The organism is Cupriavidus sp. 8B (assembly GCF_054589115.1).
The window spans coordinates 23,127-38,401 of sequence record NZ_BAAILO010000485.1 but is presented as its reverse complement, the minus strand read 5'-3'; the positions used below and the strand labels follow the sequence as shown (position 1 = coordinate 38,401).

At 62.8% G+C, this 15,275-nt stretch carries 8 protein-coding genes; 6 read left to right on the top strand and 2 right to left on the bottom strand.

Annotated features, from left to right (window positions below; genetic code table 11):
- Positions 1-16: 16 nt before the first annotated feature.
- The 6 genes from ACYP5B_RS44960 to ACYP5B_RS44935 all read left to right on the top strand — a co-directional run bounded on the left by ACYP5B_RS44960 (position 17) and on the right by ACYP5B_RS44935 (position 13,585).
- Positions 17-8,788, top strand: coding sequence for a choice-of-anchor Q domain-containing protein (locus tag ACYP5B_RS44960; protein WP_459573893.1), 8,772 nt, complete (start codon positions 17-19; stop codon positions 8,786-8,788).
- 103 nt (positions 8,789-8,891) lie between these two features.
- Positions 8,892-9,413 (top strand): hypothetical protein, encoded by a 522-nt coding sequence (locus ACYP5B_RS44955; protein ID WP_400097640.1) that lies wholly within the window; start codon positions 8,892-8,894, stop codon positions 9,411-9,413.
- Positions 9,414-9,462: 49 nt separating this feature from the next.
- Positions 9,463-10,248: an outer membrane lipoprotein-sorting protein gene (locus ACYP5B_RS44950; RefSeq protein WP_400097638.1), complete on the top strand. Its 786-nt coding sequence runs from the start codon at positions 9,463-9,465 to the stop codon at positions 10,246-10,248.
- 15 nt (positions 10,249-10,263) lie between these two features.
- On the top strand, positions 10,264-11,091 hold the full coding sequence (locus ACYP5B_RS44945) for a hypothetical protein (RefSeq protein WP_400097636.1): 828 nt from the start codon (positions 10,264-10,266) through the stop codon (positions 11,089-11,091).
- A 2-nt stretch (positions 11,092-11,093) separates the two neighbouring features.
- The gene (locus tag ACYP5B_RS44940) at positions 11,094-12,728 is read left to right on the top strand and encodes a c-type cytochrome (protein WP_459573892.1); all 1,635 of its coding nucleotides are present in this window, start codon (positions 11,094-11,096) and stop codon (positions 12,726-12,728) included.
- A 227-nt stretch (positions 12,729-12,955) separates the two neighbouring features.
- On the top strand, positions 12,956-13,585 hold the full coding sequence (locus tag ACYP5B_RS44935; protein WP_459573891.1) for an SCO family protein: 630 nt from the start codon (positions 12,956-12,958) through the stop codon (positions 13,583-13,585).
- 138 nt (positions 13,586-13,723) lie between these two features.
- Here the strand turns inward: ACYP5B_RS44935 and ACYP5B_RS44930 are convergent, their stop codons facing one another.
- Entirely contained in the window at positions 13,724-14,266 is a 543-nt protein-coding gene (locus ACYP5B_RS44930; RefSeq protein ID WP_459573890.1) for a GAF domain-containing protein, read from the bottom strand.
- A gap of 4 nt (positions 14,267-14,270) precedes the next feature.
- Positions 14,271-15,251 (bottom strand): Bug family tripartite tricarboxylate transporter substrate binding protein, encoded by a 981-nt coding sequence (locus ACYP5B_RS44925; RefSeq protein WP_318235444.1) that lies wholly within the window; start codon positions 15,249-15,251, stop codon positions 14,271-14,273.
- Positions 15,252-15,275: the final 24 nt, after the last annotated feature.

The window sequence follows — 15,275 nt, the reverse complement described above, 5'->3', positions numbered from 1 at the left end:
GGTCAGGGGAAACGCGATGAGATCCAACCAGTTCAAGGCGAGCCTCTTCGACTTGGTCAAGACAGGCCTCGCGGCATCGGTTCTCTTCATGGCAAGCTGCGTGTCCTTCGCGCAGAGTGTCGACCTGACAGCGAACGCGACCAGTACCACGCTTCCCGACGGACAACTTGTGCCGATGTGGGGCTACACCTGCAATGGTCCCGGCACGCGCGCCACCTGCAAGGGCTTGAACCCGAATGCCGGGACGGCCTGGTCGCCTGTGGTGATTACCGTGCCTCCCGGCGACCTGACGATCAACCTCAAGAACAATCTGCCGGTTCCTCCGGGTGCCACCGCGGGCATACCCACGTCGCTGGTGATCGTTGGTCAATTGGGCGGTGGTCTGGGCGCCGAGCGAGCAACCGTGGCCAGCCCGGCCCATGCCATCCAGAGCGTTACCTGGCCGATCGCCGGGGACAGCAATGGCGCCACCTTCAATCCACCCACGCAGGGGGTTCGTGTCCAGTCGTTTGCAACCGAGGTGACGACCGGAAGCTCAGCAAAGCTGTTGTGGAAGGGTCTCAAGCCCGGTACTTACCTGATTGAATCGGGAACCCACCCCTCCATCCAGGGTCCCATGGGTCTTTATGGCGTGCTGGTGGTCACAACCGCTCCCGTGGTACCGGCGCTGGGCGTAGCCTATCCGGGCGTGACCTACAACGGCGAGGTTCCACTGCTGTTCAGTGAAATCGATGCCACGCAAAACGCCGCCGTGGATGCAGCGGTGAAGGCTGCGGGCTTCAGCGAGACCTCCGCCCGTGTTCTCAGGGATACGGTTAGTTCCGTGTCGGTGGCACTCGACAACGCCGGCAACCCTGTCGGCGGTACTGGCTACCAGGGCGGCGAGACCATCGCATTTTCCGGCGGCGGCTCTTCAGTGGCGGCGACGGCCCACGTCACAAGTGTGGATTCCACCGGCGCAATCACCTCCATCCAGGTTGACAGCGGCGGCACGGGCTATTATTCAATTCCCGACGCAACGGTAACGAGACAGTCTGGCACGGGCACCGACGCAAAACTCGCGGTGGCATTGGTGACGAAAGGCGTTCTTTGCAGCGATGGCGCCGCCGCGTGCTATCCGCCAGCCGTCAACTACGACCCGCGCTACTACCTGATCAATGGCGTCGCCTTTGACAGGACCAAGGCAGCGAGCTCGCTGTTCGCAACGAACCCTGCCAACGCCACCGGTACGGTCTTGGTGCGCCTCGTGAACGCTGGCCTGCGCATGCACGTGCCCTCCATTGTCGGGGCGCAAACCAGCGACAGTAGCTCAGGCACGCCGAAGGTTGTCTCCGGCCTTTCGTTGGTTGCGGAAGACGGCAACCTCCTTCCCGGCAACCGCCGGATCCAGAACGAAGTCTTCCTGGCAGCGGGCAAGACTTACGATGTATTAATCAATGCGCCGGTACCCGTGGCGCCTGCGACCGCGCCTGCGGCCCTGGCGGTGTTTGACCGCCAGTTGAGCCTGTCTACCAACAATCAGCGTGACGGCGGCATGCTGGCCTACTTCGGTGCCAATGGCGCTACGCTGCCCGCCAGCGGCGTCACTGCGAAGGCTAACCCTGACTCCTACTTCCTGGTTCCGGGCAGCAACTTGACCATTACGGACCCCGCCAAGGGTGTGATTGCCAACGATGTCGGTGTTTACGGCGTCCAGATCCTGACAGCGCCCACGGGCGGCACGGTCACCTTGAACATCGACGGTACGTTTGCCTATGCGCCCGGTTCCGGTACGACGTCCGACAGCTTCACGTATCAGGCGAACGGTAATCCTGCGCTCAAGGCGAAGGTAACGTTGTCCGCCTGCACGGGCAGCTGCCTGGGGCGGGCGCCGACGGCCGTCGACGACAGTTTCACCAGTAACGTCGGGTCCAGGCTGCAGATCAGCGCGCCCGGCGTGTTGGCGAACGATGGCGATCAATCAGGACTTCCGCTGACAGCCTCGCTTGTCAGCGCTACAGGCGGCACAGTTACGCTGAATACGGACGGGTCATTCACGGCAGTGCCCACAACGCCGCCAGGCCCCGGAACAACTGGCAGCATGAGCTTCAAGTATACCGCGGTGAATTCGCAAAAGACGCCGAGCAAGCCCGCAACCGTGAGGCTGACATTCAAGGGTGGCAGCGGCCTTACCGTCAATGTATATGACGCGCCGAGTGTGCTGCCGGGGGCGAAACCGGTTCAGATCACCGACTACCGCTGGATTATCGAGGAAGACCGTACCTTCCAGGTTGACCCTGCATGCCAGGTGAACATTGCCAAGCGGCCCGCCAATTGTCCGCCTCTGCCGGTGCCGAGCCTAGGGACCAGTTTCCATACCAGCTACATGCCGGTCATCGCTGCGGGCTGCGTCGGCACGGTCGCTTGCGAGGGGGGCCAGACGGTCTTCGACCCGGCGAGCAATTCGCACATGCCAGCCGTATGCGACATCGGCAATGGCGTTTGTCGCACGGACGCCGGGCAGCAGACCCCGGTCGACCCGAAGGACGTAGCGCTCGACCCGACCAAACACTACTACATATCGATCCTGCCCGGCGATGCCGGCAATACATTCTCTGCCGGCTCTGGCGGTCCCCAACCGGTGGATCCAGCCAACCCCAATGGACCGAAGAGACCTTTCAGTATCGCCAAGGACTGCCCGTCCGGCCCCGGTGGCACGGATTTCACCGCCGGAACAGGAAGCTGTGGCCACGGCATGGGCGGCGCACCGATCGCGCCCGCGCAGAAAGTGGTCAACGTGCCCCTGCAGCAAACGCCACTGCAGACGGCGAAGGTTTCGGTGTTCGTGTTCGAGGATGACGCCCCTCTCAATGGCGAAGTGGACGTCAGCGGCGGAACCGATGCCTTTGGGACGGCCCGGGAGCCGGGACTGGGAGGCTTTGAGATCAAGCTCTTCGATGACGCTGGCGGCACGGGGGACCCGACCGGACAGATGACTTACGACATGTTCAACATGCCGTTGTCCAATTCCTTGCAGGGGATGATTGATCCGCGCACGGGGTTAAACGCGTGCCCGATTTCACCATCGCCGAAATCGGCGAAAGACGGACTGGTCGGCATGATTCCAACCTGCCCGAAATATGAGTCCGATGGCACGACACTCTCGCCCTTGGTCGGCCAGGCCATCATTGCTAACCTGATGCCCGGCAGGTACGGCGTGGTCGCAACACCGGCCGCCGATAGAATTGCCAAGGGGGAAGAGTGGCTCCAGACGAATACGCTCGACGGACAGAAGGCCCATGACGCTTTCATCAAGGTAGGCGGGCCAGCGTACTTTCAGGAGTTTGGGCCGGCGGGTTTCCACGTCTCCGTGGGCTTCGCGAACGCGAAGATCATCAATGCGCGCAGGACCAATGGGAAGACTGGGGTATGCGATCTTCCCGGAGCCTCGTGCCAGAATTCTGTCAAGGGCAGAATCACCAACCTGCACTACAGCCGCCCGCCCAACCAGCATCTTTACAGCAGCGGTTCGCGTGACTCCCTGGCTTTCACACAGTGCTTTGTGAGCCTGGGAGATCCGGACGGCGAGGATATTGCATTCGCCAAATGCAATGACAAAGGTGAGTTCAGCTTTACCGGGATTCCCGATGGCACCTTCAGATTGACGGTCCTCGACCAGTGGAACGACCAGATCGTCGACGGCCTTGCCACGGCAGTAAAACTGGGACCCGATGCAAGGAATGTCGATGTCAAAGACCTGGCGGTCCTGCAATGGCACACGAATCTCTATACCCGGACCTTCATCGACCTGAACCGCGACGGTGTGTCGCAAGACGGCGAGCCTGGTCTGACGCTGGTTCCGACCAACATCCGCTTCCGCGACGGCAGCTATTCCAATTTCAATAATACCGACCTCAACGGCTACGCCGCGTTCAACGAGGTATTCCCGCTGTTCAACTGGTATGTGGTTGAAGCCGATACGACCCGCTTCAAGCAGACGGGTGTACACGTGGTCTACGACGCAGGCGGCCCGCCGGATGGCACGAAAGATGGAGGTGGTTCGACCATTGCCAAGAATTTCGCCAACACAACGGAATCTGCGACAGCCCATCTCCCTCCCCACCTTCGGGTACCCGGGGCGGTGTATTGCGACAATGCGGACTGCACCGGTTATTCGATCCTGAATGGCCCGGGAAGCAGTGCGTCCAATCCTTCGACCGGCCGGATTGATCCCCCATCGGTGACCACCCTGGGCTGGCAGGGCTTCTCTGGCCAGAGCTCGTTCATCGAGTTTGGCAAGGCGCCGTTCGCCACGAATGAGAACGGCGGCATCAAGGGTGAGGTAATTTACGCCTCGACGCGGCCATTTGACGATCCCGCGCTGCTGATCCACACAAGTTGGACGCCTAACGTGCCGAACGTAACCGTCAACCTGTATCAAGAGGGCACCGCTCCGGATGGAACGTCCAGCTTGACGCTGGTTGACACCACCACGACCAGCAGCTGGGATGTTTGGGCGCAGGGCTTCCGCTCCGACGGCGTGCCTAATATGAACTGTCCAGGCCAGGAAACCACCGACCCATACTTCTTTACATTGCAGAACAGCACCCAGTGGCTCGATCCGCAACATCGCTCCTTGCCCGCAAAATCTCAGTTCAAGTGCTACGACGGCATGCACATGTTCAATCAGCTGCAGCCGGCGCCTTACGATGGGATGTATCAATTCCCCAGCGTGACAGGCAGGAATCCGAGAACTGGAAAGCCCAACGGCACCAACTGCCGCATCTGTGTGCGCAATCCCGCGACTGGCGGAGGCGAGGAAGGCGGAACGCCCATGCTGCCCCCCGGCAAGTATGTGGTCGAAGTGGTTGTGCCCCCGGGCTACGAACTGGTGAAAGAGGAAGATAAGAACATCCTCATCGGCGACAACTACATCGCGCCGGTGACCCAGCAGTTTTTGGGCCTGGGCAGCATCTTCATCCTGCCTGACCAAGCGGCGGTGAATGCCACGTATAACCGGAACAATCCGCAGAACCCGACCACGGATCTGGGATCCTCTCCCCGGCATGAGGGCGACACGGGGAGCGTCGAGACCTTCTGGCCTTGCGTCGGTGCCTCGCGCATTGTTCCCGACTACCTCAGCCTGTTTCCCGGCGCGCAGGAAGTGGCGCCGTTCGCGGGAGCCAAGCGGCGTCTGTGCGACCGCAAGGAGGTGACGCTGACCGACGAGATGACTGTGCTGGCGAAATTCTGGGTGTTCAGCTCAACGCACGTCGCGGCGCACTTCACCGGCTTCATGCTGGACGACTTCTCTTCGGAGTTCGACCCGTATTCGCCGCAATTCGGCGAGAAGTTTGCCGTGCCCAACTTGCCGGTATCCATGAAGGATTTTGCCGGCAACGAAGTCGCGCGCGTGTATGCCGACCAGTGGGGCATCTTCAATGGCTTGAATTACTCCACCTGGCAGGTCAACCCGCCCAATCCGACCGGCTATGCGCCGACGATGATGGTCGCGTGCATGAACGACCCTGACATGCCGGACCCGGCGCATCCCGGACAGACGATCAAGGATCCCCTGTACAACCCTGCTTACAGCCAGTTCTGCTACGAGATCCCATTCATGCCGGGACAGACCCAGTACATGGACACGCCGGTGGTACCCGTCCAGGCTTTCGCGGATGGATATAACCAGCCTGACTGCGCGTACCCGGATGCCACGCCTGCGATCTCGACGGTAGTCGGCGATGTCAGCAACGGCGGTGCCGGCCCCTGGGTCAGCGCTGCGGGCCACACCTTGACGATCACCGCCTTGGGCGACCAGCAGGTACCCAACCATGCCTATAGTGGACCAGGAGCGAGCAAGGCCCCCTACAACCAGAAGTTCATCCAGCGCCACTATGGCTTCGGAAGCCAGTGCACCAGCGTGGGCGGTACGTGCGCTGTGGCTTCCAGCGTAACGATCGGCGGCGTACCTGCGACGATCCAATCGTGGAGCGACCAGACGATCACGGTTGCCGTGCCTGCCTTGCCGTCGTCGGATCACGGCGAACTGGTGATCACAGCCGGCAATGGCAAGAAGTCCGTGGACACGGTCAGCGTTACCATCGGCGGCAATATGCCGACCTACGTCGCTGGCGAGAACGCCACCAGCAACGCCATCCAGACCGCGATCGACAACGCCTTGCCGGGCGACCTGATCATCGTGGGCCCGGGTGTCTACAAGGAGATGCTGCTGATGTGGAAGCCGGTGCGGTTGCAAGGCGTGGGCGCTGCCTCGGTGACGGTCAATGCCAATACCCATCCCTCGGGCAAGATGGATCCCTGGCGCGCGCAGGTCAGCTGCCTGTTTGGCGTGTCACGCAACGGCGGTGCGATTTCGTCGACGAATCCCTTCGATCCGACGAATACCTACAGCTGCCGCACGGGTGCGTCGACCGATCCCTCGGCCATGCAGCGGCGGATTGACCCGATACCACTCGAGCCAACCGTCGGATGGGACAATACGCTCAACGGCAATCTGGGCGAGCTTCTGATAGAGCCCACGCTGATGGGTGCCTACGAAGGCGCGGCGATTACGGTTCTGGGGAAAGGCGTGCAAGACGTCGGTGGACAGGCCGACCCCAATTGCATCGCAAATGGCATCTGCGTGCCGCTGACGGCAAGTGCAACGGATTGCGCAAACAATCCCAGCAACTTCCTCTGCAACCCGTCGCGCATCGATGGCATTACCTTCACCAACAGCTCCCAAGGCGGTGGCGGCATCTTCCTGCACGGCTGGAACCACAACATGGAGATTTCCAACAACCGCGTCTTCGGCAATGCCGGCACGCTCACCGGGGGGATCACGGTTGGCCAGGTGGAAGTGCCGGACGGGACCATAGGCGGCGCGGACGGCGTGACCCAGATTCCGTTCGGCTATAACACGAACGTGAACGTGCATCACAACTCGGTCACTTCCAACGCTTCCTACGGCGACGAAATCAATTCGACCACGCCTTCGTCGGCCGGCGGTGTGACCTTCTGTTCGGGTGCGGACAACTACCGCTTCAACTACAACTGGGTGTGCGGCAATATGAGCAGCGGTGACGGCGGCGGCGTTGCCCACTTTGGGTTCAGCGCTGGCGGCGACATCTCGCACAACCTGGTGCTCTTCAACCAGAGCAACAACCCGACGCTACCCACCTATGGCGGCGGCATTATCGCCCAAGGTGTGCCGCCGGATGGCACCTTCTGCGAGAACCAGTTGGTCGACCTTGATTGCGCGCCACAGCTTTCCGACGGCGCCGGCCCTGGCCTGACGATCGATGGCAATCTCATCATCGGCAACACGGCAGAGAGCGGCAAGGGCGGCGGGCTGCGGCTGCAGATGATCAACGGCACCGATGTGCAACGCAGTCCCAACGATCCGACGAAGTGGTACCAGGTCTCCGTCACCAACAACATCATCGTGAATAACGTCGCTGGATGGGCGGGGGGTGGCGTATCGCTCCAGGATGCGGTGGCGGTCAACTTCATCAACAACACGGTGGTTTCCAACGATGCGACCGCGTCGGCGGGAGTACTCTTCAACACGGCCGCAGCCACTCAGGCCAATGTGCCGCCGCCGACGAATTGCACCACCGTGGGCGCGGAGACGACTTGCGATCCCATCACGACGTCGGCCTACCAGCCGGCCGGCCTGGAGACGGCGCGTCATACGACAAACTTTATCGGCGCGTTCAACAATTCGAGCGTTACCTGCCCGGGAGGCACCACGGCCTGTACCACGTTCTCGAACCCGGTGCTGTCCAACAACCTCTTCTGGCAGAACCGCTCGTTCTACATCAAGGTGGGTGACACCAATCCATCGATACCGGGCTTGCAGAACACCGTGACGCTAATCCCGACGCTGAACCAGGCAACGAAGACGACGGGCTATTGCGATCCCAAGGCTGTCTACTGGGACATCGGCGCCTTCGGCGACTCCGGGCCGAGCAAGCATGAGTCGGGCGTGACGCTCAACCCGCGATACTCGATCCTGACCGACGCCGCCGATTACCAAGGGGCAAACAACCAGGGTTCCGATCCCTCCGTGGTCAGCAAGTACTGCAATGGCTCGCGAGTGCCGCCTGAAGGTGGTGGGGTCGGATTCTCCGTGCCTCCGGGTATCGCGGACGCTGTCCTGCCCAACCCGCTTTTCGGCCTGATGCCGACTGCTACCCCGGATGAAGGCAACCAGTGGATCAATATGTCCTACGGACCGCTCTCCCTGGCCAACGCGAGCATCTCGTCGGGCAGCGCAGGCTACGGTGTCCCGCTTGGCGATTACTCCATCACGTCGGGTTCACCAGCAATCGATGCCGCCAACAGCGCGGGAGCGCCGAAGCAGGACTTTTTCGGCACCTCACGACCGCAAGGTAGCGGATTCGATATCGGGGCCGTTGAGTTCGTAGCCGGCGCCGCGCCCAAGGCGAGCCTGACGCCGCCCACGCAGGACTTCGGCAGAGTCGAGCGGGGCGAGGCGGGGCTAGTTCATATCTTCACGTTGAAGAACACCGGCAGCGTACGGTTGACAAACATTGCGAGTCCGGTGATCACGGTGGACAGCACGAACTACTTCATCGTTCCACAGCAGACGACATGCGGCACGGTCAACCCGACCGCGGCGAACCGTATCACTAGCCTGGATCCTAACGGTACCTGCGCGATCGCCGTGCAATTCAGGCCTCCCGGTCGGGATGCTGCGAATTCCGCGCAGAACGGCACGCTCAGCATTACCGATGGGGCCGGTACGCAGACGTCGGCCTTGACGGGAGTGGCAGCCCGTTAGGAAGGGTCCAAGCCGAAGTGAAGGAGGGAGGGAGGCGCGGCCTGTGGCGCGCCTCCCGTGGCAAAGAACCAGCAACAAGTGGCCGCCAGGGTGAAGTACGAACATGTCCAGCCATGCAAGGAATTCAACGGCGATCGCGGCGCTGCTTGCGGGCAGCGTCTGGATGGGTGCGGCCTTGGCCGAATCGGCCTTCCCTCTGGAAGCCCCTTCGGCAACACCAGCGCGTGCGCCTTCGCCGCCGGACGGGACCTCGCCCTATTCCCCGGTGAAGGTGCCCAAGAACGCGAAGATCTACTACGAACTCTATCGCGGCGTCGGCGATTTGCACGTGCGTCGAACCGCGTCGGGCAACCTGATTCGCTTTAGCTATCGCGTTACTGACCCGTGGATCGCCAAGGTGCTGGGCGACAAGAATGCGACGCCCTACTTGCTTGGGCGAAGGAGCCAAGCCCTACTCCAGATTCCTGTGATGGATAAGATCGGCCAGCTTCGGCAGTCGGGCCCATTGGCCGTTGGTCAGGAGTACTGGATGGTGTTTTCCAATAAGGGCAATCTGATTAAAGCCGGGGACCGTGTCAATGTGATGATCGGTTCCTTTCATATCGACGGCCTGGTCGTTGAATGATCGCGCGGGAGCGCGATCTGTGGGGCATGGATCGAAGGGGGGTGTACTCATGAACCGTTTTCTCTTCCTGGCATTGGGCCTGGCTTCAGTGGCCGCATCGGCCGGCGCGGCGACGGAAGCCGCGCCGGCGGGCCGGCTGACGGCAGCGCAAATCGTCGACAAGAGTGTGGCGGCCCGCGGTGGGCTTGATGCCTGGCGGGCGGTTAGCAGCCTGACGATGTCGGGCCAGCTCGATGCCGGGGGCAAAAAAGATGTGAAGCTGCCGTTCGTGGCGACCATGAAGCGGCCGCACAAGAGCCGGTTCGAAGTCCGCTTCGAGGAGCAGACGGCCCTGCAGGTCTACGACGGCGCGCAGGGGTGGAAAGTCAGGCCCTTCCTGGGGCGCGACGATGTCGAGCCTTACACACCTGCCGAGGCCAAGTCCGCCGCAGCCTCGGCGGAACTGGACGGTCCGCTGGTCGACTACGCCAAGAAGGGCACCACGGTCGAGTTGCAGGGAATGGAGTCCGTGGAGGGGCACAAGGCCTACATACTCAAGCTGACGATGAAAGACCGCACGGAACGGCGCGTGTGGGTGGACGCAACAAGTTTTCTTGAACTGAAGATGGATGGCGAACCACGCAAACTGGACGGCAGAATGCACAACGTTGCCGTCTACTACCGGGATTACAAGGCGGAGGGCGGGCTGAAGATTCCGCATGTCCTGGAGACCGTTGTCGAAGGCGTCAAGAAGACTCGCCAGATGACCATTCAACATGTGGCGCTGAATCAGCCGGTGGACGATGTATTGTTCGCGAAGCCGCAGCTGGAGCCGGCCAAGGTACCCGGCAAGTAAGGGGATGGGGGGACTATGACTATAAGACGGATTGCGGGGGTGCTCGCCGTTTGTATCTCGGCGATGGCGATGGCGGGGGACCCTGTCACGACGCCCGATCTGAGCGTGGCCCAGATCGTAGAGAAGAACGCCGTCGCCAGGGGAGGGCTTGAGGCATGGCGGAAGATCCAGACCATGGTCTGGGTCGGGCACGTGGAGAGCGCCAATGCGCCTGCGCACTTTGTGCTGGCGATGAAGCGTCCCAACAAGACGCGCTTCGAGATCACAGCGCTCAATCAGATGGCGGTGCGCGTTTTTGACGGTAGCCATGGCTGGAAGCTCCATCCGACCCAGGGCGGCAAGCCGAATCTGCAGCCCTACACGATGGAGGAGGTGAAGTTCGCGCATGACGAGCAGGTCATCGATGGGCCGCTCATGGACTACCAAGCCAAGGGTATCGCCATTACCCTCGACGGCGTCGATGAAGTCGAAGGGCACAGGGCGTACCGCCTTGCCATCAGGCTACCGTCGGGCGGGACCCGCCGCTTGTGGATCGACGCGAAGACATTCCTGGAGATCAAATACGACCGCGAATCCCGTAACGTGCTTGGCCAGCCGCACACTGTCACGGTGTTCTACCGCGACTACAGGGCCATCGACGGATTGCAGATACCGTGCACGATCGAGAGCGGCATTGCGACCGCTCAGGCAACGGATAAGCTCGTGATCGACGAGGTCTCGTTCAATCCGTCGCTGGGAGACTGGATGTTCGCCAAGCCCGGCACGCCGAGACAGGACAAGCCGGTTTCGATCGACGCCCAGGCGCGGCCAGGGTCGGGCGATATGGTCCGGCCGGCGCCATAGCGATGAGCCGGGGACCATCCGCCCTGCGGGCGCTCGTCGTGTGCTTCGTTGTCGCCGCACTGACGGGGTTTGGCGGCCAGGCCAGCGGCGCCTCGACAACGGATGCCGGCGAAGCGATTTTCCAGCGCGGCGAGCTGCCTTCGGGCGCGCCGCTTGATGCGATCCGCGAGGGCGGCATGCGCATGCAGGGGGCCGCCGCGGCCTGCGTCAACTGCCATCGGCGTAGCGGCCTCGGTGCCAAGGAGGGCTTTGGCACCGTACCGCCGATCACCGGGCGGTACCTGCTTCACCCGCGCGCCAGGAGCCTCGAGGACCTCGACCTGCCCTATGTCGAAGGCATGCGGGCCGATCGTGACCCCTATACCGATGACACCATTGCCAGGGCCATCCGCGAAGGCCTCGATTCGGAAGGCAGGCCCCTGAACTACCTGATGCCGCAGTTCGCGCTGAACGATGCCGACATGGCCGCACTGATCGCATACCTGAAGCGGATGGACCAACGCAAGCCGCCTGGGGTCACGGACACGGTACTCCACTTTGCCACCATCATCACGCCGGATGCGGATCCCGTGAAGCGGCGCGGCATGCTGGATGTGCTGGATCACTACTTCGCCGACAAGAACACGTTTCCGCTCGGACCGACCCCTGCGCTACGTACATCGCGCAAGATGATGTTCATGGTCAATCGCCGCTGGCAACTGCATGTCTGGGAGCTGACCGGCCCGGAAGCGACCTGGCAGGATCAACTCAGGAGGCATATGGCGGCGGAGCCTGTCCTTGCCGTGGTGTCCGGGCTCGGTGGCAGGAACTGGGCGCCGGTCCATGCGTTCTGCGAGCAGGAATCCGTGCCATGCCTGTTTCCGAATATCGAGGTACCGGTCAACAGCAGCACTGATTTCTACTCCCTGTATTTCTCCAGCGGCGTGCTGCTGGAAGCGGACCTGGTCGCGAAGAAAGTCCTGGATGCGGACAGTGGCAAGGTGGTGAAGTCGGTGCACCAGATCTATCGTGCGGGCGATAGCGGGGAGGCGGCGGCCAAGGCGCTAGCCGCCAAGCTGAAGGGGCACGGTGTCGCGGTATCCAGCCGCGTTCTCGCGAGCGGCGAGAGTGTGGCGCAAGCGCTGCGCGGCGCATCGGGCGCTCAGGCGCTCATGCTGTGGCTACGGCCGGGCGACGTCGCCGCGCTTGGCAGCGTGCCGCCGCCGCGCGCCGACGTGTTCATGTCAGGCCTGATGGGCGGGCTCGAGCGCACGCCGTTGCCTGCGGGCTGGCGCGGCGTTACGCGCCTCGCCTATCCCGTCGACCTGCCGGAGCGCCGGCGCGTGCGGGTGGACTATGCGCTGGGCTGGTTTGCCATCCGGCATATTCCGGTCGTCGCCGAGCAGACGCAGGCGGACACGTTTCTTGCCTGTGGCCTGCTGGCGGAGACGCTGAGCCACATGGTCGATGCGTTTGCCCGCGACTACCTGGTGGAGCGCATGGACGACATGATCGAGCGCCGGATCATCACTGGCTACTATCCACGCCTGACGCTTGGGCCAGGTCAGCGCTTCGCTTCCAAAGGGGGTTACATCGTCCGGTTTGCGGAGCCTGAGCACACACGGCTGGCTGCGGACGGGGAGTGGACAGTGCCGTAGGCAAGCAATGTGCGAGTTGTCAAAATCCGACATGCCATGCGGTCATGGGCAGCCATGATGGATCGCCCTACCGCCGCAGTAGGGGGTCGACCCATATCGGGCGCCCACGCGGGTCTACATAATTCAATTCGAATGCGGGCGAAAGCGAGAGCGCGTCATGGGAGAGGCAATCGGCGCCAGACGATCATGCTTGCGCAGCCAGTCGATGATTGCTGAGGGAGGTTTCCATGAGAACGCTCAAAGAACGATGGGGCACGGCGCTGGTATCGGCCATTGCGGTGGGAAGCACGATCGCGGTGGTGGTGCCTTATGCAGTGGCGCACGAAGACGCCGATCCGCATGCGCATCACCACATGATGCGGGACATGCGAACATCGACCGTGGCCTACTCGCTGCCTGCCGTGACGCTGGTACGAGACGATGGCCGGACCGTCTCCCTCAAGGACGAACTGGACGATGGCCGCCCCGTGGTCCTGACGTTCATCTATACCACTTGCACATCCATTTGCCCGGTGATCAGCCAGACGCTCTCGCAATTGCAGGGCGAACTTGGCCCGAACCGTGACAAGGTGCACATGGTGTCGATCTCGATCGACCCGGAGCAGGACACGCCGTCGCGCCTGCATGAGTATGCGGCGAAGTTCGGCGCGGGTCCCGAATGGCAGCACTACACCGGCGCTCTTGCCGCGAGCGTGGCGACGCAGCGCGCGTTCAACGTCTATCACGAGGACAAGATGAAGCACAGTCCCGTGGTCTTCCTGCGTGGAGCACCAGGGGAATCATGGCTGCGGATCGATGGCTTTGCTACCGCTGACGAGCTGTTGCATGCCTACCAGAAGCTGGTCGCAGCCAATTGATGGTGCTTGATCCGGCTTCCGCCTTCCGGCTTTGGCCTTTCGCCTTTTGCAGGGACCCTCGTCAAGTCCCTACACCTTGCTTCATGCTGAAAGTGCCGCTTGCCCGGGATGGCGGGGGCGGGTGACCGCGGTCCCGTCTCAATGGTCCGCTTGCACCGCCCGGCCAGCGGCCATCACCGCCGGCGCCACCATCTGCGCGAACAACCGCAACACGGCGACCTCGCCTGGCGTCCACGCACTGCGCGCTGCGAGGAAATTGAACGTGCCCACGCAACGTCCGCGCTCGCATACCGGCACATTCACCACCGCCGAAAGCGCAAGCCCGCGAATCGTCGAAATATCGTCGAACACGGCTTCAAGCGCCGCGTCCCCTTCGCCCACGAAGACCTCGCCCTGATGCAGCACCCGGCGTGTCCACGGCGTATCGGCCTTGCGCTTGCGGCCGCCCACGGGGTAGGCGGCGGTGTCCGACGACCATAGCCGCACCACTTCCGAGCTGGCACGCTGGTAAGCGTTGATGGTGAGCAGCCCCGGGCCCAGCAGCGCGGCAGTGGCGCTGCCGATCGCATCGAAGGCGACGGTTGGCTCGGCTGCGCGCGCCAGCGTGTCGCATAGCGACGCCAGCAGCGGCACGGGCAAGGTCACGATGGCGGGCACGGCATCATTCACGATATCGGTCACAGCCTTACTCCCCCTTGATGCCCAGGTCGCGAATCAGCTTGCCGTAGCGGTCCGCGTCGCGGCGCAGGATGGCGCCGAACTGCTGGGGCGTGGAGGTGGCGGTTTCCACGCCGATGGCGTTCATCTTCTCCTTCACGTCCGGCAGCGACATGATGCGGTTGATCTCCTGGTTCAGGCGCGTCACCAGCGCGGGCGGCATGCCGACTGGGCCGAAGGCGCCATACCAGACGGACAGCTCATAGCCGGGCACGGTCTCGGCCACGGTGGGCACGTTGGGCAGCAGCGGCGAGCGCTTGGCTTCGGTCACGGCGAGCAGGCGCAGCTTGTTGGCTTTGACGTGGGGCAGGGTCTGCGTGCCGGCGGAGAACAGCAATTGCGTTTGCCCGGCCACCGTGTCGACCACGGCGGGCGCGCCGCCCTTGTAGGGCACGTGCAGCATCTGCACGCCGGCCATCTTCTCGAACAGCACGGCGCTCAGGTGGTTGGTGGAGCCGGGGCCGGCGCTGGCATAGGCCAGCTTGCCGGGGTTGGCGCGTGCGTAGGCGATCAGCTCCTTGACGTTGTGCGCGGGCACCGACGGGTTGACCACCATGGTGTTGGTCACATAGGCCAGCAGGCCCAGCGGGGTGAAGTCTTCCACGCCGCGAAAGGGCATGTTGGGCATCAGCGCGGGGTTCATCGCGTGGGTGCTCATGGAGCCTACCAGCAGGGTGTAGCCGTCGGGCCTGGCGCGCGCGACCATGGCGGAGCCGATATTGCCGGATGCGCCGGGCTTGTTGTCGACGATCACCGGCTGGCCGAGGGAGCGGGTCAGGTGCTCGGACAGCACACGCGCCAGGATGTCGGTGGAGCCGCCGGCGGCCCACGGCACGATCAGCGTGATGGGCTTTTGCGGGAAGGGGTCGGCTGCGCCGGCGCCCGAGGCAGCGGCAAACAGCGAGAACGTGGCAAGACCCAGCAAGCAGCGCTTCAAAACGGCTTTCATCTCTTTCCTTCTCCGATTGCTATG

What these genes read in the sequence shown, in the direction of transcription:
- ACYP5B_RS44960 (WP_459573893.1), top strand. Translation starts at nt 17, where the DNA reads ATGAGATCCAACCAGTTCAAGGCGAGCCTCTTCGACTTGGTCAAGACA.
- ACYP5B_RS44925 (WP_318235444.1), bottom strand. Translation starts at nt 15,251, where the DNA reads ATGAAAGCCGTTTTGAAGCGCTGCTTGCTGGGTCTTGCCACGTTCTCG.
- ACYP5B_RS44945 (WP_400097636.1), top strand. Translation starts at nt 10,264, where the DNA reads ATGACTATAAGACGGATTGCGGGGGTGCTCGCCGTTTGTATCTCGGCG.
- ACYP5B_RS44950 (WP_400097638.1), top strand. Translation starts at nt 9,463, where the DNA reads ATGAACCGTTTTCTCTTCCTGGCATTGGGCCTGGCTTCAGTGGCCGCA.
- ACYP5B_RS44940 (WP_459573892.1), top strand. Translation starts at nt 11,094, where the DNA reads ATGAGCCGGGGACCATCCGCCCTGCGGGCGCTCGTCGTGTGCTTCGTT.
- ACYP5B_RS44955 (WP_400097640.1), top strand. Translation starts at nt 8,892, where the DNA reads ATGTCCAGCCATGCAAGGAATTCAACGGCGATCGCGGCGCTGCTTGCG.
- ACYP5B_RS44935 (WP_459573891.1), top strand. Translation starts at nt 12,956, where the DNA reads ATGAGAACGCTCAAAGAACGATGGGGCACGGCGCTGGTATCGGCCATT.